This window comes from Paenibacillus sp. J22FR5 (assembly GCF_059691975.1).
The window spans coordinates 94,725-116,508 of the sequence record NZ_JCAUAN010000024.1; the positions used below are offsets into that span (position 1 = coordinate 94,725).

The following is a 21,784-nucleotide window of genomic DNA, read 5'->3' on the forward strand; positions in this document are numbered from 1 at the left end:
AGTAAATCAAAATATTAATCTTGGAGGTTAAAATGAAATATTTTTGCAATCCGATTAACTTCGGTTACAAGTACCAATTCATCAAAAACATGAGTGGCGAAATATCTGTTTCCCGTGAGGCAGCGGACCCGTCAATGATCATGTTTTGGGGTAGATATTATATGTTCCCGTCGATGACCTCCGGTTTTTTGTACAGCGACGACATGGCAGAATGGAAGTTCTATCCCATTCAAGGCCTACCTACCTACAACTACGCTCCCGACGTAAGAGTTGTTCGTGATTACGTTTATTTCTCTGCATCGTCACACCAACCCGGCAGCTTTTACCGAACTAAGGATTTATTCAGCGGTAAGTTCGAGGAAATAAAGAGCACGTTCCCATTTTGGGATCCAAATCTGTTCGTAGACGACGACGGACGAATCTATTTATACTGGGGCTCTTCCAGCTACTTGCCCATTTACGGCATAGAACTCAACCGTTCGGACATGACGCCTATCGGCGAGAAAAAGGAGCTGATCGTCAGCAATGCCAAGGATATCGGCTTTGAAAGATCAGGGGAAAATCATATACCACCGCGTTCACCCGAACAAATTGCCGAAATGCTTAAAGTGTTTGAGCAAAGTACAAAAGGTATGTCAGAAGAGTTGAAAAATTCGGCATTAGCATTCATAACTGGTGCGCCGTATATCGAGGGAGCTTGGATGAATAAGCATAACGGCGTCTACTATCTGCAGTATGCAAGTCCTGGCTCTCGTTATAACGTGTATGCAGATGGGGTTTACGTGGGAGACAGACCGCTGGGCCTTTTCAAGCTTGCAAAGAACAATCCGTATTCCTATAAGCCGGGTGGCTTTATCCCTGGAGCTGGATCCGGCTCAACCATGGAGGATAAATATGGAAATTTGTGGCATGCCGCCACAATGCGCATCATCATGAACCACTATTTCGAACGCCGCATTGGCATTTGGCCGGCAGGCTGGGATAAAGACGGAGATCTGTTCTGCAATCAGCGATACGGTGACTGGCCTATCCGAGTTGAGCAGGCAAAGCTCGATCCTTGGGCCAAACCGGATTGGATGCTGCTCTCCTACAGCAAAACGGCGAAGGCTTCTTCTTTTGCTGAAGGCAAAATCCCCGCACGCGTAACTGACGAAAACGTGCAGACCTGGTGGAGGGCATCTTCGAACAAGCCGGGCGAATGGATCGAGGTAGACCTCGGCAAAGTATACGATGTTCATGCTGTACAGATTAATTTTGCAGACGATGGTCTTGTCCTTTCTCTTCCCGATGGCGCAGAGCTTAAGGGCGAGCAGGGGCAGAAGCGATGGATAGATGAAACGCCGCAGCCAACGCGATGGAAACTTGAGGGCTCGGCAGATGGGAAGACGTACTTCGTAATAGAAGATAAGAGCGATGTTAACACCGATCTTCCCCATGACCTAGTAGTCAGAGAAAATGGTATAAAGGCAAGGTATGTTAAACTCACCGTAGTTTCTCTTCCGTATGGACAGGTTGCGTGCGTATCAGGACTGCGTGTATTCGGACTGGGCGACGGAAAGGTTCCTGCAATGGCAAAGGATGTTAAGGTAAAGCGTGTGGGTGACCTTGACATTGATGTAAGCTGGAGGGGTAACGGCACAGGCTACGTTGTAGAGTGGGGATACGCGCCAGACAAGCTATACCACAGCTATCAGGTTTTCGGCCAGAGCGTAAGGATAGGCGGACTCGTCAAAGGCCAGGATACCTATGTAAGGGTAGATACCTTCAACGACAGCGGCATCACAGAGGGCGATGTTGTAAAGGTATAAGTTGGTGCGAAATCCTTATTTTTATGTGGGGGTTCGGGCCATCGTCGTCCCATAAAGCTTTCGCACATCTACAACCTTTACTGTATTTCGATAACGCTTGGCTTGAATGACGCATTTTCTACGGAGGCTCCATCATAATCATTTATGTCTCTCATATAAATGGGGGAAGGAATCGCGTTGGAGGAACTTCTGCCGCTCATGACAAACTGATGACTTGGGAGAGGATGAGATGAAGTTTATAAGGCTTGGCCAAACCATGTGGGATCTGTCCAAGATTCCTCCAGGCGTGCAATTTTTTACGGTGCTCAACGAAGCCGTTGAGGATGTCTTAGGTACGCTGAAAAAATTGGCGGAGATGGGCTATAAGATGGTTGAATTTGTAAGTTTCTTAAATCCCCTTATTCCAGCTTCCGAATTGAAGAAGGCACTCGACAATCTCGGATTAAAAACTGTTTCTACATACGTTCGGCTGCGCGATCTGGAGGAGGATTTCAACAACCAAATCGAATACGCTTTAACCACCGGAGCTCGATATATTTTGACTTCAGCTCCGAAGGAACGGTTTGCAAGCGAAGCGGAGTTTCAGGCACTCGTCGACTCATTAACCGCAATTGGAAAAAAATTAAAACGCAAAGGTCTGCAACTGCTTTATCACCCCCACGAACACGAGTACGAAATAAGAGACGGGAAGCGGATCATTGACCGGATGCTGGACCTTATCGACCGCGATTTGATGCAAATGGCATTGGATTTATACTGGGCGAAGAAGGGAGGGCTCGATCCAAAGGCGGCCATACAGAAGTACAGAGGACGCATTCCTATTGTTCACGTGAAAGATATGGATGAAAAAGGGGGATTTACCGAAGTCGGCCGCGGTACGATCGAATGGCCGGCGATTTTTGCCAAGCTTAAGGATGCGGGCGTACAGTATTATTTCGTTGAGCAGGATATTAGTCCGCATCCCCTGCAAAGCTTGAAAATGAGTCTTGACTATCTTAAATCTATCGGTGTCGCTTGATGATTTATTTTTAATCCTTGATATCCATGAATGGTCGCCTTGTTACTGCACCTATACTTTGATATGCCTATTTCTAGCAACGTATCCTAGGAGGGAGTGTCATAATGAGAATATACATTGCCCACGATACCGATACGCTGCGGACCATCGCTCGAAAAACAAATTGTACGATAGATGAGCTTGCAGCTCTTAATCCGGCAATAACCGATTCCAATGTGAATTTGGCCGGAATGCAAATTCGTCTCCCTTCCGCACCGTCAGATAAACCGAATATCAATGTGCCAATGTGCCCGCCTCTTCCCCTCCCAATATTGCCACATGCGGAATGGATCCCATTGGCCTCGCTTGAGGACATGCAAAGAACGGAATACGATGTGCTCATCGTCGGTACGGGAGCCGGTGGCGGAGCCGTACTCTGGAGACTTATCCAGCAACTTGGCGCCAGTGGAAAACGTATTGGCGTTCTTGAACGCGGTAGCCTTGCTATTCCGACACATGCGCAAAATATCGCAACCATGGATGTTCTACGGCTGCTGCAATACAAGCAGAGATTGTCACATACCGTCGCCGAATATTTTTCATCGCAGGTATATGCCTTCGGCGGCAGAACCTTGTTTTGGGGAGCGACAAGCCCGCGAATGCCCATTTCTGAGCTTGTAAAATGGCCTATCCCTATTGAGGAAATGAACAATTATTATACAGTGGCGGAGAAGGTCATGAACGTAACTGGAAATTACACGAAGAGCGCGTTATTGACCCAGATTCTGTTGAATTGGCTTCAGCAGAGCGGCTTTGCAGATGCAATAGACGAACCGATGGCCATCAATCTTGAGCCCGTAAACCAAAATGGTGTTCTGAATTCCAACCCGTTTTTCAGCTCTATTTTATTTTTTGCTCAGGCATTAAACGCTCATTATGATTTGGCGGTTAACGCCCGGGTTATCAAGGTGCTGACGGAACAGAATCGGGCTGTAGGCGTCCAGGTGGTATCCCCCGATAAACGGTCATATGTACTGAAGGCCAAGCAGATCGTATTGGCGGCAAGCACATTCGGCACGACGCAAATTTTATTGAATTCTGATATCAAAGGTCAAGCAATCGGCCATTATTTCATGAATCATTCCCGGGTGACTGGATCTGGAAGCATTAACCGCCAGGAGTTTCCTGAGGCGCTGGGACCACTTCGTATATTGATTCCAGGAAAGAAGGAGCGTCCCTATCAAATACAAATCAACGGGCCCGGAAACTTCAGTTGGGACCAATATCAAGTGCAGCCGCTTCAGCAGGAATGGGACTGCTATTTTGCCGCTTTCGGAGAAGTTGAATCCCGATATGAGAATTATGTCTTTCTGGATCCTGCTGAACGTGACCAAGACGGTGTTCCTAAGCTCAAATTGCAGTTCTCCTACAGTGAGAGGGATCAGTTCGTTATCGAACAAATGGCTGAGGGCATAAAGCGTGCAGCCTCAGCGATGCATATCCCGCTAAAGTCGGGCTACGGCCCTTCCGTTTGCCTAGCGCCTCCAGGAGTGGTCTCTCATGAAATGGGAACCTGCCGGATGGGGGAAGACCCCTCAACATCTGGTACTAACCCAGATGGTCAGATCCACGGAATACAAGGACTTTATGTGGCGGATGGCAGCGTCATTCCGACTAGCGGAACCGCCAATATTACACTGACGATTGTGGCGCTGGCGATCCGAACGGCCGATGCGATCATTCGGCTGTTGAAGTAACTTTAGCCATAAAAGGGGATTGACTTAGCGGTTCGTTCGCAGGAGCCATGCACTTGGGGCATCGAAAGCAGCCTCCTGGGCTGGTTCTTTTCGACGTTATAAAGGAACTCCGGCAGGATTTCGCAGATGAGGGTGTCCCAAAAGCCATGAGTTTGGCGGGGTACTCTTGAGGTCGGGTACGTCTGGCCAATGGATTGCGCCCTACCTGAATAGCTTTAAAACAGAAGAACGCTGGCAAAGGTCCATAAAACCGATGTCAGCGTTCGACTTTTTTATAAGGTCAAGAGGGTTTAGATGGTGTGTTCTTTATCGTACAATAAACCGATTTTTTCCCACACGGCAAGTACATTCTTATCGATAGAGATAGACTGGTTGGAAGGTTGCAAATCAAAGACGTGCAGCATGCTGTTATGACTATCATATTTCGTCCACTCCACATCGCCGCCATACGGATTGCCCGTCTTCATGAAATTAAACCATGCGTCGTTCATATGGTCCCGGACGGCTTCCAATTGGTCCTGCGGCGTACCTTTCAAACCATATGAGAAGTGGCCTCTATCAATCGTATCGAGCGAGAATGGAACTTCAACCGCATGAGCAGCTCCCATATTCATATGCCTGAAAGCGACGGGCACGAAATCAAAGCGATACATCCAAACGTTGCCATGCTTAACCTGTTCATCCGCGCAGCGGTGCGCATCCATAGCGAATAGATAGTCTGTCACAAATTTGCTTAGATTTTTATGATCTGACTCAAACTTATTGTAAGCCGCCTTCAGCTCAGGGAAATATTGTTCCTTGCCATTGTTTTTTAGCATTTCTTCAACTGCATCCCATGAAGAAAACCAAGCTTTTGTGAATTCAGAATCTGCTATAAATGTATCACCTTCATCGCGAGTATAACCGATGATAACATCTACTCCCTTTGCGCTGCCATTCTTCAAGGCTGTCCAATGATGTTCGGGGAGCAGGTCGTCGCCGAAAAAGGGACCAGGCATAAAAATTCCACTGTATACCTTGGTAAACTCGTTATAGAATTGTGTTCCAGCCTCTTTAATTTTGGCAACATCCATTGTTTTAATTTTTGAGATTTCTTCAGGTTTTATACCGAGAAGTTCCAAGAAAAGAGGAATGATAAGTTTTGTGAACTCTCTGCCGCCGCTTGCGCGAGGAAGACCGCTTTGCGGGATCGCTTTCTGGAATAGACCTTTTGCAGCAGGACTGGAAAGCAAATTGTAAACAGCGCAGCCGCCGCCGCTTTCGCCTGCGATGGTAATATTGTCAGGGTCGCCGCCGAATGCTTCGATGTTTGCCTTTACCCACTTTAATGCCTCGATTTGATCGGATAAGGCGCAGTTTGTATCGAACGACTCATCGTATTGGTTGAAATCGTAATAACCGAGGGGGCCGATACGGAAGTTGATATTGACGCGAACGATGCCCTTTGCTGCCATGTGCGCTCCATCGTAGCTTAAATCACTATTGTAACCGAAATGAAAGCCGCCGCCGTATATCCAAACCAAGACTGGTAACTTCTGTGCATCTTTTGGAGCCCATACGTTGAGATTTAAGCAATCTTCGTTTTCATTTGAGCGTTCACCAATAAACTGAATAGGTTCATTTCCATAAGTCGTACAGTCCTTAACGCCTTCCCATGGTTCTATAGACTGTGCACGTTTAAATCGTAGTTCGCCAACAGGTGGGGCTGCGAACGGTATGCCATACCATGCATGAACGTCTTCTGTTTCGAAACCTTCTACTTTACCCTTTGTCGTTTGAATGATCAGATCCATATTTATATCCTCCTAAGCTAGCATCCGAAATAAACATTTGTTGACTTTGATGTGTCATAAATTTATGATATCTGTTATCAACAGTCAATAGATTTACGGCAATCTACCCATGAAGTAAACACAATCAACATAAAATGTTGCTCAGAAAGGAATCCTATGAAAAGTACTAACAAAAAAATACTCCAAACCAAACAGTCACTTCGGAATGTACTTTGGTCACTTATCGATTCAAAGGACATACAGGATATCACAGTTTCAGAAGTATGCCTCGCAGCTAATATCAACCGAACAACTTTTTATAAATATTATTCGCTTCCATTTGATATCTTAAGAGAATATGTAGAAGATTTATGTGAACAAGCATTAATACAAATCAGCAAGAAATATGACACTTCTTTAGAAAGAAATATCTACAATATCATGTTAGATATATGTCGCATTTATTATGATAACAAACATATGATGAAAGTATTTATGGAATGTAATAAATTCATGCTACCCATTGTGCAACAGGTTTTTGAGGGGAATTTAAGAAATGGGTTGATGAAAAACAGTTTAAATAGTTTCATCTCTGGGGGAGTTACTTCAATTATATTTCAATGGAGCCTTAGTGGTTATCAGCAATTACCTGAAGAAATTGCTGAAATACTGACAACATATATTGTTCAATTATACGCCACCTCCGACTAATAATTGAAGTCTGAAAAGGCGGTCCTCTCGCTATAGCAATGCGAGAGGACCGCCTTTCAGTTTTTTATCAGTCCGACCAGGTCAATATAGAGCAACAATTTTTATTGTTTTTGTTTATTTTCATAAACGGATCGTCAGTAGTCTATTGACGATTGATAAATGAAAAGATATTGTAATGACATTGTGAAATAAACAGATGTTGATTTCAAATCGTCTGCATAGGTCAATGCGAAAAGGGAAACGAAGATTGAATAAAGTACATGATGAAAGCTTTTGACATTAACGGATAACAATTTATTAATATGAAAGGGGACAAACAATGTCAAGTCAACAAATGCAATTTCTTATTGGAATTATGAAAAAAATGATGGATCAGCAAGGTATGCCGATGTTTGGTGAGAAGATCGACCCTGTCATATTACGCCAGACAATCGAAGCTGCACAGAGCGGAATGCTATTAGAACCCGGTGTTACCTTTATCACGGATAAATTGGGTAATATGGATGCAGAACTTTGCATGCCAGAAAACGCTCGTAAAGATGCTCTAATTATTTATATTCATGGCGGCGGTTTAATTTGTGGTAATGCTTATACATCACGCGGTTATGGATCTATGCTGGCTGGAGAGACCAAGATTCCGGTATATACTTTTTCTTATAGACTGGCTCCAGAACATCCATATCCTGCTGCTGTAAATGATTGTTTTGATGCTTATGCAGCGGTTATTGAACGTCATCCTGAGATTCCAATTTTTCTAATTGGTGAAAGTGGCGGAGGATATTTATGTCTGACAACAACTTTAAAAATAAAGGATACTGGACTTCGCATGCCTGCCGGAGTAATTCCATATTCTCCAGTTATCGATCTCAGTGATAGCATTGACCGCTCTGCAAATGATGGAAAAGATTTCACAGTAACACCTGCCGGGCTCAAATCACTTCGTAATATGTATTGTCCAAATTCTGATCTATGGAAAGATCCATATGTATCACCATTATATGGTGATTACACTGGATTCCCTCCAATGTTACTTGCCTGGGATAGCGGTGAAACACTTGCGGCTGATTCCGAGAAGGTTGTTGAGAAGGCTAAGGCAGCTGGTGTAGAGGTTGAATACAAATCATATGATGATTGCTTCCATGCTTTCGCTACTACCGGACGTGGTACACCGGAAAGCGCTCAAATTCTTGCTGATACAGTAGCATTTATTGAGAGAAATATTAAATAATAAAACTTGATCTTCATAAGGAAAGGGATCTCGTATCAGATCCCTTTCCTTATTTGTATCTTTGATTGTTTCTAATGAATGCGGAAAGTTCGAGAAAGTATGGTCCACAGCATTTGAAGGTAAGAGATTATTTAATTGAGGAAAGTCGCAAAAACGTTATCCAAAAGTCGTGAGAGTGTTAGTGGCGAGTGAAATGATCGGTTATTATACAAACAAGACATATTATAGTATACAAGGTTATCTAGGAGGTAATTATGAACTATTTTTGCAATCCGATTAACTTCGACTACAAGTACCAGTTCAACAAAACCGTGAGTGGTGAAATATCGGTTTCACGTGAGGCAGCGGACCCGTCCATGATCATGTTTAAAGGCAAATATTTTATATTCCCATCGATGACCTGCGGTTTTTTGTACAGCGATGACATGGCAGAATGGAAGTTTCATCCGACACAAAGCCTGCCTTCCTACGACTACGCTCCAGACGTAAGAGTTGTTGGCGACTACGTTTATTTCTGTGCATCGTCACACGAAAGCTGCAGTTTTTACCGTACGAAGGATTTATTCAGCGGTGAGTTCGAGGAAATAAAGAGCACGTTTCCATTCTGGGATCCAAATCTGTTCGCAGACGACGACGGACGAATCTATTTTTACTGGGGCTCTTCCAGCTACTTGCCCATGTACGGCATAGAACTCAACCCTGCGGACATGACACCTATCGGCGAGAAAAAGGAGCTGATCGTCGGCAACGTCGAGGATATCGGCTATGAAAGGTCAGGGGAAAATCATATTCCAGAGCATTCACCCGAAAAAATGGCCGAAATGCTTCAAGCGTTTGAGGAAGGTAAAGATAGTATACCCGAAGAGTTGAGACATTCTGCATTGGCATATATTACTAGCGCGCCGTATATCGAGGGACTCTGGATGAATAAGCATAACGGCGTCTACTATCTGCAGTATGCAAGTCCTGGCTCTCGTTATAACGTGTATGCAGATGGGGTTTACGTGGGGGACAGCCCGCTCGGCCCTTTCAAGCTTGCAAAGAACAATCCCTATTCCTATAAGCCGGGTGGATTTATCTCTGGTGCTGGACACGGTTCCACCATGGATGATAATTATGGGAATGTGTGGCATACCGCTACGATGCGCATCTGCATGAACCACAATTTTGAACGCCGCGTTGGCATTTGGCCGGCAGGCTGGGATCATGACGGAGATCTGTTCTGCAATCAGCGTTACGGTGACTGGCCTATCCGAGTAGAGCAGGCAAAGCTAGATCCTTGGGCAAATCCGGAATGGATGCTGCTCTCCTACGGCAAAACGGCGAAGGCTTCCTCTTGTGCGGAAGGCAAAATCACCGCCAGCGTAACTGACGAAAACGTGCAGACCTGGTGGAAGGCATCGTCGAACAAGCCGGGTGAGTGGATAGAGGTAGACCTCGGCCAAGAATACGATGTTCATGCTGTACAAATTAATTTTGCAGACGATGGTCTTTTCCTTCCTCTTCCCGATGGCGCAGAGCTTAAGGGAGAGCTGGGGCAGGTGCGATGGATAGATGAAACTCCGCAACCAACGCGATGGAAACTTGAGGGCTCGGCAGATGGGAGTAAGTACTTCGTAATCGAGGACAAGAGCGATGTTAACACAGATTTTCCCCATGACCTAGTAGTCAGAGAAAAAGGAATAAAAGCAAGGTATATTAAGCTCACCGTAGTTTCACTTCCATACGGCCAGACTGCCTGCGTATCAGGATTGCGAGTATTCGGACTGGGCGACGGAAAGGCCCCCGAAAAGGCAACGGATCTTACAGTAAGTCGCGTAGGCGATCTCGATATGGATGTAAGCTGGAAGGGTAACGGCACCGGCTACGTTGTAGAGTGGGGATACGCGCCAGACAAGCTATACCACAGCTACCAGGTTTTCGGCCAGAGCGTAAGGATAGGCGGACTCGTCAAAGGCCAGGATACCTATGTTAGGGTAGATAGCTTCAACGACAGCGGCATCACAGAAAGCGACGTAATCAAGGTATAACTCGGGGTGAAAGCCTAGCTCAGCTTGATGAATATCCCATTCACTGTTGGATTCTTTGGCGCGAAGAGAGCTGAGCCTAAGCCTGGTCAAAAAGCTGTTGTGTTTGGTTCTGGCATAATCGGAGTTGCAGCGGCGTTCGGTCGGTTATTAATTATTAGGCGCACTATTAATTAAAATTAAGTAATCAAAGTGTTCAAAAACTCTATTAAATATTCGAGGTGTCGTATATGAAGTTTAAAGATAAAGTTGTTGTTATTACTGGGGCTGCAGCAGGTCTTGGAAAACAAAATGCAATCCGTTTTGCCAAGGAAGGCGCAAAAGTAGCAATTTGTGATATTCAAGAAGAGAAATTAAAGGAAACTGCAAAGCTGTGTGAGGCAGAAGGCGCAGAAGTATTAGCAACAATTACAAACTTAAAAGAACAAGAGCAAATGAAGGAATTTGTGCAGAAAATTCAAGAGAAGTTTGGCCATGTAGATGTTTTAATTAATGGGGCAACTTCTTCGAATTATATGGTGCCTTTTTTAGAGCAAACGATTGAGGATCTAGATCATTCATTAAAAACTCAACTATATGCAACTTGGACCATGATGCAACTTTGTCATCCTTTAATGAAAGAAAATGGTGGGTCTATTATTAATTTTATAAGCAATGCCGTGCAAGGTTTGGATGGCTATGCGTCTTATACTGCAGCTAAAGGGGCTGTTGGCGCTTTAACGAAGACTGTCGCTAAAGAATGGGGAAAATATAATATTCGAGTAAACAATGTAAGTCCTATAGCGATAACGGATACGGTAATAAATGACTCGCCGAAAGAACTTTATGATGTCATTATGACGCAAGTTGCTAAATCTAGTCCTTTCAACAGAGTTGGAATACCAGAACATGATGTTGTCCCCGTTATATTATTCTTAGCTTCAGAAGATAGCAGATGGATTACAGGACAAGATATACGTGTTGAAGGCGGCGTAGATATTCACTGGTAATCGTCTATATTGAGCTTATGGATATCGCAGCGTGCATTTTAGGAGGGGAAGCGATTGAAGAGGATAACGACCGTTAGAGGGGAAATCTCCCCTGAAGAGCTGGGATTTACAACTATGCATGAGCATACCATTTGTGATTTGGCATTTTTGAGAAATCAATTAGGGTATGTGCCGCCAATACCACCGGAAATGCTAACATTAAAACCTGAAAATATGGCCTCTTTAAGAAGCGGTTTAGGGTTGTTTTCAGATGAATGCTCTACCCTTGGAGATGTCGACTATTTGACAAAGGAACTGAAGGCATTTAAAAAAATCGGCGGGAACGCCGTTGTTGATGCATCTCCGATTGGATTAAGAGGTAACGTCACTGATATGAAGAAAGCTTCGGAAATGGCTGATGTCCATATCGTATGTGCGACCGGTCTGTACCATGCGGCAGCTCAGCCTGCGGAGTTTATGTCCAAAAGCGAAAAAGAATTAATTGCCCATTTTGAAAAAGAGATCAATGAGGGAATAGACGGAACTACAATTAAACCTGGATTCTTAAAATGCGCATTAAATGTGCTTAATCCCGACAACACGATTCATGAAATCGAATTAAAAACACTTAGAGCCTGTGCTAAGGTGGCGGCTAATACGGGTATGAGCCTGCATGTTCACACTGCTGCACCGCTGACCTGTGACCATATTTTACAGGGTGTTGATATCGCAATCCATGAATGCGGTATGAAACCGGATAAAGTTCATATCATGCATCTGGATTCCTTTTTAAGGACTCCGTCCAAAATATCTGATTATTATTCAACGATTGAAGCGGTCAGAAGCGTGAATACCGATCTTCAGACAAGGGTGTTGGAGAAGGGTGTCAACATCGGTTTTGATTCATGGGGGATGTTAGTTAATACGTTACCCGATGATTATGATCGAGTTAAGGGTCTCGCTGACCTGTTGAAAAAAGGTTATGTCTCGCAGATTGCCCTTGGCCATGATATATATGACAAGTCGCGCGGGGTAACTTACGGTTATACCGGTTTTACGAGTTTTGCCAGGTTTGTTCTTCCTATTCTCAAAGAACTTGGGTTTGGCGACGATGTCATCAATAAGTTGACGATCGAGAATCCAGCCAGAATACTGGCCTACTAACCATGACTACTGACAATGATAAAATAGAATAGTTTAAGGGCGGTGTAGTATGGATTTAATGATTCAAACCAAAAACGGTAAAGTAGAAGGTATTGAAACCGAAGGCGTTCACGCTTGGTATGGTATTCCGTTCGGAAAAGCTCCGGTAGGTGACTTGCGCTTTAAGCGTGCACAACCGGCTGACCTTTGGGATGGCATCATGGACTGTAAGACTTACGGCAATGACCCGATCCAGTTTATCGCTGCCAGGGATAAGGAAGATGAAGACTGTCTCAACGTCAACGTGTGGGCACCACAACATGCAAATAATCTCCCTGTTGTTGTATGGTTTTACGGTGGAGGCCTTCATTACGGTTTTAACACAGACCCTAGCTATGATGGCGCACGGATGGCTTCTAAAGGCGTAATACGTGTCAACATCAACTTCCGCTTGGGACCTCTTGGTTATTATGATTTTAACCAGTTCGATGATTCGTTTGATACAAACTGCACGCTTTCCGATCAAATCGAGGGATTGAAGTGGGTCAAGGAAAATATCGAAGCATTCGGCGGCGATCCCAGCAATGTCACGATATTCGGAGAGAGCGGCGGCGGAGTGGCTGTATATAATTTACTTGCCAGCCCTGCAGCCAAAGGTCTCTTTCACAAAGCAATTGCACAAAGCGGTCTTCCTCGTCTTTGCGGAAGCAGAGAGCATACCAAATTATTGATACCTCATTTCCTTGAGAACATCGGACTAAAACGTGAAGAAGTCTACAAGCTTAAAACGATCGATATTGCTAAAATCAAAGAGGCGGGAAGCAAGCTTTATAATGAATTTCCAACTCTATATGATGGTATTAGCATGCCTGGACCTTTAATCGGCGATGATCTGCTGCCTGAATATCCTTGGACAGCCATCAAGAATGGCAGTGCCGAAGGTGTGGATGTGATCTTAGGATATACCCGAGATGAGGGTGATACCTTCATTCAATCCTCGGATGTTACAAATGCCTGGTTCCCTTCCTGGGAAGGTGTTGAGAATATGTTGAAAAACAATGGCAAGGAAGAATATTACGCAGAACTGAAGGCTGCTTATTGTGATATTGAAAATGAGCGTAAGGCGTTAAGCAACTTTGTTTGTGATTATTTATTTGCGATGGAAACATACCGCTGTGCAGATAATCAGGTAAATCACGGTAATGTATGGATGTATCGCTTCGATTTCGTACCGGTTGCTTATCAGCATATGAATATGGGTGCTGTTCATGCGGTTGATATCCCATTTGCACTTGATACTCTTGACAGAGGATACTTTGCATTTGCATTACAAGGAACCCCACAAGATCAAGTAGAAGCGATCCGCGACCAGATTAATGGAGCTTGGTTGAATTTCGCTAAGACGGGCAATCCGAATGGAGGCGCAATCGAGTGGCCGAAATATGTAGGCAAGAACAGTCCTGTTCATCTCTTCGATCTTGAGCCTTCCAACCAGGATGTACGATTAAATGAAAAAATATTTACCGTATGGGAAAAAATTGGCTTAGTATATGACAAAGAATAGTTCATCTTACATTTTGAATACAGAGCAAAGATGATAAAAACAGGACATGCTGCAATCCGCTTAAAAGTGAGGATGCAGCATGTCCCTTTTGTATCCGTCCACCGCATTTTCCTCTGAATATGCTAATCTTCCTCTTGTTGTATCTCCATGTTGGCACGTCCAATCAAAAAACGAATCCTGCTTCAGAATCAGAGGGTAACCTATGAGCCGTTTCGTCGAACAGTCTATCTCTAGGTTGGGGAAGAGTCTGAGTGTTGCGATCACACTAGTTGGTGGTTCTTCTCAGAAAGTTCTACAGAATACGTCTTCAACCGACCAGACAAAGCCACAGAAATTCATCATCAAATACAAAAAACCAAACAAAAGGGAAAGCTGGATTTTAAAGAAAAGGAACACAAAAAACTTCAGGGGTATCCGGCGAGGGATGAATTCGCGTGGGACGTTAACGTCGTTTCAAAGCTGAAGGGATCTTTTACATGATCCATCATGCTCTGTTTATATGATGGAACAAAAGTTTGGAAGGATTTTAAACACTTCATCTGAAGTCTTGCTAGGGTTAAAGGGTATGGCCGGCTACAACGCTGCAAGTGCGGGTCTTGTGGCGCTAACGAAAGCCGCGGCGCAAGAAATGATGTGATCCAATAGCTGTAGCGAGCGCCTCCGATGAAACGTTGGAGCAGGCATGTCAGCGATTGTCATGGATCTCAGTTTATTCATGGTCAGCTCGATGATGAGGGAAACTCCTATGTATGTTTTTACATTTCTTGTTTACCCATTTTGCCAGAAGGGAGCATACCGATGCTCCATGGCGCCTATTTTGCATTTGGTTTTCCTTATGTCGAAGTTTTTTTTGATTTCGATGCTTCTCCCGTTTGTTAGTAGAAGCTCATCAGGCCGATTATCCCGTAGTTTGATCTTTACTTTGTTAACAATTATTATCACATTGAGCATATCCTGTGTTTGTAAATAGTTACAGGTATTCATCCGGTATGGGCATCGGCCGCGTTTGCTTTTGTTGCTACTAACGGTTGTCGCTATGTTTAAAAAAACTACAGCGGAATAAGCAAAACACTAAATATATTCAGTACTTATAAAGAGTGTCTGATTTCATCAGCGCAAGGTAACATTTTATTCATTTGGAGCATTTGGAGCGTTTGGAGCGTGTTGCGGACACTCGGAGTGATATCGCTGACATTCGGAAGGATATCGCTGACATTCGGAGCGACTCCACCAAAGGGTACTCCTTCCCCTGGTAACTCTTCTGAGGCAGGGGGCCCTGTATTAACGGAAGGCTTAGATACTTTTTGGCCCATTCCGGCACCTTGTCCCGCGCCGGTCCCAACTGCGGTTACATTCCGATTGCGGCTCAAAATCGTCATACCGATGTTAAAAGAACCGACATTGACAATGTTATTTATTTTGATACATTGTATTGAAATATTCATCGCTACAGTCCCGCCCCCCCTTGCAAGTTTTGATCGAAAACATCTTGGTCGTTCGGTTTATTGTTTGCCCCTTGTACGGTAGATGCACCATCACCTATCACGGTATTACCGCCGCCGGCGTTTTTGCTCATGCTATTTGCATTGGTTCCAACAATCACGTTATCCCCAATGTTAAGATTGGAGCCTTGTGCAATTGTGAATATTTTAAGGTTTCCAATGTTGATCACATTAGGCATCTGCTTCATTCCTTAAACTTTGTTATTTGGTATAGCCTATGTTGAATGTCTCAAGCAGGTGCACAATAGATGGCAACATTAACATGTAGCACTTATTCCTTTAACAATGCTCTACAACTGGAGGGGGTTGCACAGGCGGGAAGAATAATGAAAGAAATCGAGATCTTAAGAAACCAATAAGATAATAATCGGAATGAGGTCTGCTTGACGTTCATGATTGTCAGGAAATTTGACTGAGTCGCGTCAGGCACTGCAAAAACTCCATTCTCAGTGGAAGTTGCCGTATCCCTCACTCCTTCAAAAATGGAACCTTATTTAGGCGAATATCATATAATAAGACGAAATGAACAAAGGATAAATCGATGTAAGGGGTTGGGGGAAGGGTGAATTATTCTTATCAACAGTTAGTTCAATATTTATATCAGTTAGAGCAAAAAGTCAAATATTTGGAATCAAGCTATATGAAGCTGGAAGTAGAAAATCAAGTACTCAAAGAACAGTTGAAGAATATCAAACCCATTCATATCGATAACTTGAACTATAAAATTCAAGAGCTTTCGGTACAAAATTTGACAGGTACTTTACAAATAGGTTTAACGGCGTTAGCCGATGAAGAGCATTTGAAAAAAATTATTGATGAAGCGGGACTTAACAAAGATATCCACTTTGAGGACATCGCGCACCCACCGGAAGATAAGTGATATGTATCTACCTCGATACTACATATATCGGAGAAAGTCAGAGAGCTATTCGGAATCATTGAATGAAAATAAAATGGCGATAACTAGTTACTATGACCTGAACTTAGATTGTTGGAGACTTCGGAGGCAATTTCGTCTGGTCGTGTGCCTCTAGTCGCCGCTTCTGGTTGTTGTCCTTTCCTTAATAGGAATCATACTTACGGATATTGATAAAAAAATGACCCAAGTTCATAAAGAAATCAATCGTCAAGGAGTTAATGCATAATGAGGATTAGGCCACCCAAGGATGTCTGGGTGGTCTATTTATATGGAGTGTATTTGAGAACTTTGAATAAAGTCGACAAAACGTTATCCATATGTCGTCAGAGTGTTAGTGGCGAGTGGAAAGATCGGCTAATATACAAACAAGGCAGTAATGAGGACAGTAGCTTTTGCAGTCATATTCCGCGCAGGTCCTGATGATTGTTTTACAGTATATCATCTATCACATTCATGGAAAGGATGATCGTTTTGATTCGCCTCGTATTTAACAAAGACTGGCAGGTAGCAGAAAAGCGCGGCAGTTTTGGAATGCCGCTCGAAACGCTATCGAGAACTGTCACACTCCCTTATGACGCCTTATTATTCGCAGAACGCAAACCAGACGCTTTAGGATCATTCAAGACTGGCTTTTACAAGAATGGCACATGGGAGTATAAGAAGATGTTCCATGTACCGGAAGATTACGCCCAAAAGAAAGTATTCATCCAGTTCGACGGGGTATTTCAGCGGGCAATGGTATATATCAATGGTGATTTTGCCGGACACCACCCTTACGGTTATTCCCAATTTTTCATTGAGGCCGACCGTTATCTTCGTTACGGAAGCGACAATGTGATTAAGGTCATCGTACGTACTGCCGATGATACACGTTGGTATTCAGGGGCTGGCATTTATAGGGACGTTTATATGCTTACAGCGGATCTTATATATATTGAACCGCATGGCGTCAGCATTACTACCCCAAACATTACGGATGATCTTGCTGTTGTCAGTGTGGCCACATCCCTAAGAAACGATTCCGCCGCTGCAAAAGCGACGATTCAGGTTGCGACTGAGATCGTGGATTCAGATGGTCATATTGTGGCGAGCGACAAAGGTATTGTAACTGTATTCAGAGGGGAAAAGGCCATATTGCGGCAACGGTTGTATGTATCGGATCCAAAACGTTGGTGTGTCGAGGCGCCATACCTATATACATGTAAAACAAAGGTATATAGCGATGACGGGAATTTGATGGATGAAAGCATCGACCAATTTGGCATACGCAGTCTGGCGCTAGATAATAAAAACGGTTTATCCATCAATGGTAAGAGCGTCAAACTTCGTGGAGCCTGCATCCACCATGACAACGGACCAATCGGTGCCGCATCTATCGATTGCGCGGAAGAACGCCGAATCAAGCTCCTGAAAGAAGCTGGTTTCAATGCCATCAGAATGTCGCACCATCCTGCAAGCCCAGCGCTCCTCAGGGTATGTGACAGACTCGGCATGTTGGTTATGGAAGAGGCTTTTGATGTATGGACAGAGAACAAATCGGATTTCGATTACGCCTTAGAGTTCCCCGCTTGGTGGGAGACTGATATCGAAGCGATGGTGAAAAAGTGTTACAACCATCCAAGCGTCATCATGTACTCGATCGGGAACGAAATCCCGGATACCGGATCCCCGAACGGTTCGGTTTGGGGACGTAAGCTTGCAGAAAAAATTCGCGAGCTAGACTCCACAAGATTCACCATCAACAGTATTAACGGAATGGTCTCCGTTATGGAGTTACTAAATGCGATGTACGCTAGTGCGAAAGACAAAACGGTTCAGGGACAAGGCGAAATCAACGGCATGATGACCAATCTGGGAGATACCATGAAGCATGTTATGGTATTGGAAGTTGTCACAAAAGCAACCGCCGAGTCGTTTGCTTACGTTGATATAGCAGGGTACAACTACATGGATTCGCGGTACGAAATGGATAAGGAATTGTTTCCGAACCGCATCATATGCGGGACGGAAACCTTCCCGCCGGATATAGACCTTAATTGGCGCAAGGTGCTTGACTCCAACCATGTGATCGGTGATTTCACATGGACTGGTTGGGATTATCTGGGCGAGGCGGGAATCGGACAGGTCAAATATACACAGTTGAGTATCGAAGCCGGCGTGTATGGATCATATCCGAGCCTAACGGCTATGTCCGGGGACATTTCCATTACTGGATTTAGACGCCCCGCATCTTACTATCGCCAAATCGTATTTGGGTTGCGTAAAGAACCCTATATCGCGGTACAGCGCCCGCAATATTACCACGTCTCCCCGATAGGTACACCATGGAGCTGGAGCGATTCGGTTAGCAGCTGGTCTTGGAACAGTTATGAGAGCTGCCCCGTTAAAGTGGAAGTCTATTCCGATGCACAAGAGGTGGAATTGCTGCTCAATGGGATTTCGGTCGGAAGGCAGCCAGCAGGTGAGAAAAACCGATTCAAAGCCGTATTTGACACGTATTATCAGCCAGGAGAACTGGTTGCGGTGGCCTATACGAATGGTGTGGAACAGGGGCGCTTCGCTTTGTATTCGGCTGAGGGGGACATGCAGATCACGGCAGTTGCGGAAAGGGAGCAACTACGGTTTGACGATTCGGACTTGGCTTATATCCCCATTATGCTTACCGATTCCAAAGGAAGCATGTACACGACAAAAGACTGCAAAGTACAGGTATCGGTGGAGGGTGCCGGCGAACTATTCGGGTTTGGAACCGATGATCCCAATACGACGGAAGACTTCTCTGACCTTATACGTACAACCTTTGATGGACGCGCTTTGGCTGTCATTCGACCAACAGATAAGGGAGAGATCAAAGTAACTCTTAAAGCGGAAGGTCTGCGTGAAAACGTGGTAAGTCTCAGCGTCATTTAAAATATGAATCTAGGAGGAAAAGAAAATGGGAAAGGATATTGGAAATGTACTTCCATCAGAATTAAGGGGAGGAGAGCCGGAAATAGGCAAGTGGTATAAAATAGTATTGGAAAACACCATCTGTGCGGATGGAACAATAGGAAATACTTATATCCGAAAAGGTACAACGGATGGGTTGATTGTTTTTTTTATGGGAGGTGGCGTTTCTTGGAATCAGGAAAGTGCCAAGTACCCGGTTAGAATGGAAAGTATGAGTTTAGGAATGCCTGGACTTTACTTTGAAAACATGGGTATGTTTACAGAATACGGAATCTTCTTGAATTCAAGCGTACCAGGTATTATGTCGACTTCTCAGATGAATCCTTTTGCTGATTGGAATATGGTGATCGTGAACTATGCAACTGCAGACATGCATACGGGTGACAACGACTATCATTATGTTGATCTGAATGGTGAGCAGAAAGTGCTTCATCATAGGGGTTATAAACACACTATGGAATGTTTGAAAACAGCAAAAAATTTCTTTCCTCAGGCAAGTAAACTGTTGATCTGTGGGGCAAGCGGCGGGGCCTTTGCAGTACCTGCTCTTGCAGCAGATGTAATGGAAGCGTATTCGGATTGTCAGGATGTCACGGTGTATTCTGACAGCGCCCTTATCCTCATGGAAGGCTGGAGGGATACGGCCGCCAATGTGTGGAAGAGTCCGAAAAAAATCGTAGATCCGATTCAATCCGATAATCTTTCAGCTGATTGGTATCGGCAGCTTGTCAAAGAAAAGGGAAATTCCATACGATATCTGTATTCCAATAGTATTCGGGATGGTGCGTTTGCTACTTATCTCAATTATATCAGAACCGGAAATTTCGCATCGACAGTGGAAAGCTGCGATGAGTTTAAGGATGAACTCCAAACACATGTGTCAGAACTGAAAAAAATGAATGCGGAATTTGGAATCTATTTGAATGACTTCCCGAGCTTACAGCCAAATTTAGTAGGAACAGAACATTGTGTACTATATAATGAGATGTTTTATAAAAAATCACAAAGCGGTAAATCAACCATGGAATGGCTTTGGGATGCCGTTCATGGAAAAGTAAACGATATAGGAATGGAATTGCTGGAGGCATAAGCCTTAGACAAAAGTCTTATGGCGATCCGGTTCGATTTCTGGCTAGAATAATCTTGAAAATTTAGGAGGCCTATTATGCCGAGCAATGAATTGATTCAAATGAAACAGTTAATGAAGTCTTCGGCGGGGTCCGATGCAATGCCGAAGTTCGGTGCAAATGTTGATTATCCTAAACAAAGAGAGATTAATGATAAAACACTTGCCATGCTGCCTACAGAACCTGGGGTTACATTTACTCCCATTAATTTTGACGGGGTAGAGGTTGAACTGACTATACCAGAAAAAGTATCGGATGACAGTATTATTTTATTAATTCATGGGGGTGCTTTCGTATACGGAAGCCCGCGCACTGTGAGAAGTTACCTTTCCATACTGGCAGTTGAAACCGGATTGCGGGGATATTCTGTCGATTACCGTCTTGCGCCGGAACATCCTTTCCCTGCAGCCCCCGACGATTGTTTTACGGTATATAAGGCACTGCTTGACAAGTATCCGGAAACCAAGATATCTCTGGTAGGGGAAAGTGCCGGAGGAAACCTTGCGCTTGTTACAACATTAATGGCGATGGACGCAGGAATTCCTCTTCCGGCATCCGTTACGGTATATTCTCCAGGTACTGCTTTAACAGGAAAAATTGATAGAAAAAAATATAGCGCTACGGATATGTCTCTTCCAGCTGATATTGAAAAGTTGATGAAGGAAGTTTATTGCCCTGAAAACGATGCTAGTCATCCATATATCTCTCCCCTCAATGGAAATTATGAGGGATTTCCGCCACTTAAAATCGTAGTGGACAGCGGCGAGGTGCTTTTTGAAGACTCTGATCTTCTTGCCGAAAAAGCGAAGAAGGCAGGAGTAGATGTGGACTATCAGGTTTGGGACGGTACATTCCATACCTTCCCTGTCATGGCGAAGTATATTCCCGAAGGCATGCAGGTGCTCAAGGAAACGGCCCAATTCATCAAAAAGCATCTACTCGGTAAGGTAGAGTAGGTTTGCGGTGTAGATTATTGCATGAGAGAAGGGAAACCTCCTTTTTCTTATTTATCGATAATTGCAAAAGGTGGATTTACATCGGATCGTGTCCATATCGTCAAGAGGTTTTGGACAACACTTGTGGGAATCCTTCATAGTTAACATCTTGTTTAGACACTTAAAATTTCCATTTTTGTAATTAATTTATAACATTATACGAGTCTTCTATGATCAAGTTTTGATAAAGAAGGTCCATGCTAGAATGAACTGTAACCCGAAAGATAGACACTTTGAAAAAAAGTGCCCGTCTTTCGGGTTTTTGTGTTTTAATCTAATAACAACTACGAATGAGGTCATATTCATCATGTCTATAC

At 44.1% G+C, this 21,784-nt stretch carries 18 protein-coding genes; 14 read left to right on the forward strand and 4 right to left on the reverse strand.

Annotation, left to right across the window (positions count from 1 at the left end; genetic code table 11):
• Positions 1 to 32: 32 nt before the first annotated feature.
• On the forward strand, positions 33 to 1,808 hold the full coding sequence (locus tag AC58P7_RS24715; protein ID WP_497347659.1) for a discoidin domain-containing protein: 1,776 nt from the start codon (positions 33 to 35) through the stop codon (positions 1,806 to 1,808).
• A 21-nt stretch (positions 1,809 to 1,829) separates the two neighbouring features.
• Here AC58P7_RS24715 and AC58P7_RS24720 read toward each other — a convergent pair whose 3' ends face one another.
• On the reverse strand, positions 1,830 to 1,916 hold the full coding sequence (locus tag AC58P7_RS24720; RefSeq protein WP_497347697.1) for a hypothetical protein: 87 nt from the start codon (positions 1,914 to 1,916) through the stop codon (positions 1,830 to 1,832).
• A 121-nt stretch (positions 1,917 to 2,037) separates the two neighbouring features.
• Between AC58P7_RS24720 and AC58P7_RS24725 the strand changes: the two genes are divergently transcribed.
• Together AC58P7_RS24725 and AC58P7_RS24730 are read left to right on the forward strand one after the other, a co-directional pair.
• On the forward strand, positions 2,038 to 2,826 hold the full coding sequence (locus AC58P7_RS24725) for a sugar phosphate isomerase/epimerase family protein (protein ID WP_497347661.1): 789 nt from the start codon (positions 2,038 to 2,040) through the stop codon (positions 2,824 to 2,826).
• Between the two features lie 104 nt (positions 2,827 to 2,930).
• Complete coding sequence (locus AC58P7_RS24730) at positions 2,931 to 4,562, forward strand: GMC oxidoreductase (protein ID WP_497347663.1); 1,632 nt, start codon at positions 2,931 to 2,933, stop codon at positions 4,560 to 4,562.
• Positions 4,563 to 4,852: 290 nt separating this feature from the next.
• On the opposite strand, the gene AC58P7_RS24735 is transcribed toward AC58P7_RS24730, so the two are convergent.
• Complete coding sequence (locus tag AC58P7_RS24735) at positions 4,853 to 6,355, reverse strand: carboxylesterase/lipase family protein (RefSeq protein ID WP_497347665.1); 1,503 nt, start codon at positions 6,353 to 6,355, stop codon at positions 4,853 to 4,855.
• Positions 6,356 to 6,511: 156 nt separating this feature from the next.
• Between AC58P7_RS24735 and AC58P7_RS24740 the strand changes: the two genes are divergently transcribed.
• The 7 genes from AC58P7_RS24740 (at position 6,512) to AC58P7_RS24770 (ending at position 14,612) form a co-directional block, all read left to right on the forward strand.
• On the forward strand, positions 6,512 to 7,045 hold the full coding sequence (locus AC58P7_RS24740; RefSeq protein WP_497347667.1) for a TetR-like C-terminal domain-containing protein: 534 nt from the start codon (positions 6,512 to 6,514) through the stop codon (positions 7,043 to 7,045).
• Between the two features lie 319 nt (positions 7,046 to 7,364).
• Positions 7,365 to 8,273, forward strand: coding sequence for an alpha/beta hydrolase (locus tag AC58P7_RS24745; protein WP_497347669.1), 909 nt, complete (start codon positions 7,365 to 7,367; stop codon positions 8,271 to 8,273).
• 254 nt (positions 8,274 to 8,527) lie between these two features.
• The gene (locus AC58P7_RS24750) at positions 8,528 to 10,303 is read left to right on the forward strand and encodes a family 43 glycosylhydrolase (RefSeq protein ID WP_497347671.1); all 1,776 of its coding nucleotides are present in this window, start codon (positions 8,528 to 8,530) and stop codon (positions 10,301 to 10,303) included.
• A 227-nt stretch (positions 10,304 to 10,530) separates the two neighbouring features.
• Positions 10,531 to 11,289 (forward strand): SDR family NAD(P)-dependent oxidoreductase, encoded by a 759-nt coding sequence (locus AC58P7_RS24755; RefSeq protein ID WP_497347673.1) that lies wholly within the window; start codon positions 10,531 to 10,533, stop codon positions 11,287 to 11,289.
• Positions 11,290 to 11,343: 54 nt separating this feature from the next.
• Positions 11,344 to 12,432 (forward strand): phosphotriesterase family protein, encoded by a 1,089-nt coding sequence (locus AC58P7_RS24760; RefSeq protein ID WP_497347675.1) that lies wholly within the window; start codon positions 11,344 to 11,346, stop codon positions 12,430 to 12,432.
• Between the two features lie 49 nt (positions 12,433 to 12,481).
• Positions 12,482 to 13,975, forward strand: a complete 1,494-nt coding sequence (locus AC58P7_RS24765) for a carboxylesterase/lipase family protein (protein ID WP_497347677.1) — start codon at positions 12,482 to 12,484, stop codon at positions 13,973 to 13,975.
• Positions 13,976 to 14,474: 499 nt separating this feature from the next.
• Entirely contained in the window at positions 14,475 to 14,612 is a 138-nt protein-coding gene (locus AC58P7_RS24770; RefSeq protein ID WP_497347679.1) for a hypothetical protein, read from the forward strand.
• 451 nt (positions 14,613 to 15,063) lie between these two features.
• On the opposite strand, the gene AC58P7_RS24775 is transcribed toward AC58P7_RS24770, so the two are convergent.
• Positions 15,064 to 15,420, reverse strand: a complete 357-nt coding sequence (locus AC58P7_RS24775; RefSeq protein ID WP_497347681.1) for a hypothetical protein — start codon at positions 15,418 to 15,420, stop codon at positions 15,064 to 15,066.
• A gap of 2 nt (positions 15,421 to 15,422) precedes the next feature.
• Positions 15,423 to 15,656 carry a spore germination protein gene (locus AC58P7_RS24780; RefSeq protein ID WP_497347683.1) on the reverse strand — a complete coding sequence of 78 codons (234 nt, stop codon included), beginning with the start codon at positions 15,654 to 15,656 and terminating at the stop codon, positions 15,423 to 15,425.
• 383 nt (positions 15,657 to 16,039) lie between these two features.
• On the opposite strand from AC58P7_RS24780, the gene gerPC reads away from it, so the two are divergent.
• The 4 genes from gerPC (at position 16,040) to AC58P7_RS24800 (ending at position 21,428) form a co-directional block, all read left to right on the forward strand.
• Positions 16,040 to 16,357: a spore germination protein GerPC gene (gene gerPC / locus AC58P7_RS24785; protein WP_497347685.1), complete on the forward strand. Its 318-nt coding sequence runs from the start codon at positions 16,040 to 16,042 to the stop codon at positions 16,355 to 16,357.
• A gap of 501 nt (positions 16,358 to 16,858) precedes the next feature.
• A complete protein-coding gene (locus AC58P7_RS24790) occupies positions 16,859 to 19,306 on the forward strand; it encodes a glycoside hydrolase family 2 TIM barrel-domain containing protein (protein WP_497347699.1) in 2,448 nt (815 codons plus the stop codon).
• A 25-nt stretch (positions 19,307 to 19,331) separates the two neighbouring features.
• Positions 19,332 to 20,435 (forward strand): pectin acetylesterase-family hydrolase, encoded by a 1,104-nt coding sequence (locus tag AC58P7_RS24795; protein ID WP_497347687.1) that lies wholly within the window; start codon positions 19,332 to 19,334, stop codon positions 20,433 to 20,435.
• Positions 20,436 to 20,510: 75 nt separating this feature from the next.
• Entirely contained in the window at positions 20,511 to 21,428 is a 918-nt protein-coding gene (locus AC58P7_RS24800) for an alpha/beta hydrolase (protein WP_497347689.1), read from the forward strand.
• Positions 21,429 to 21,784 lie beyond the last annotated feature (356 nt).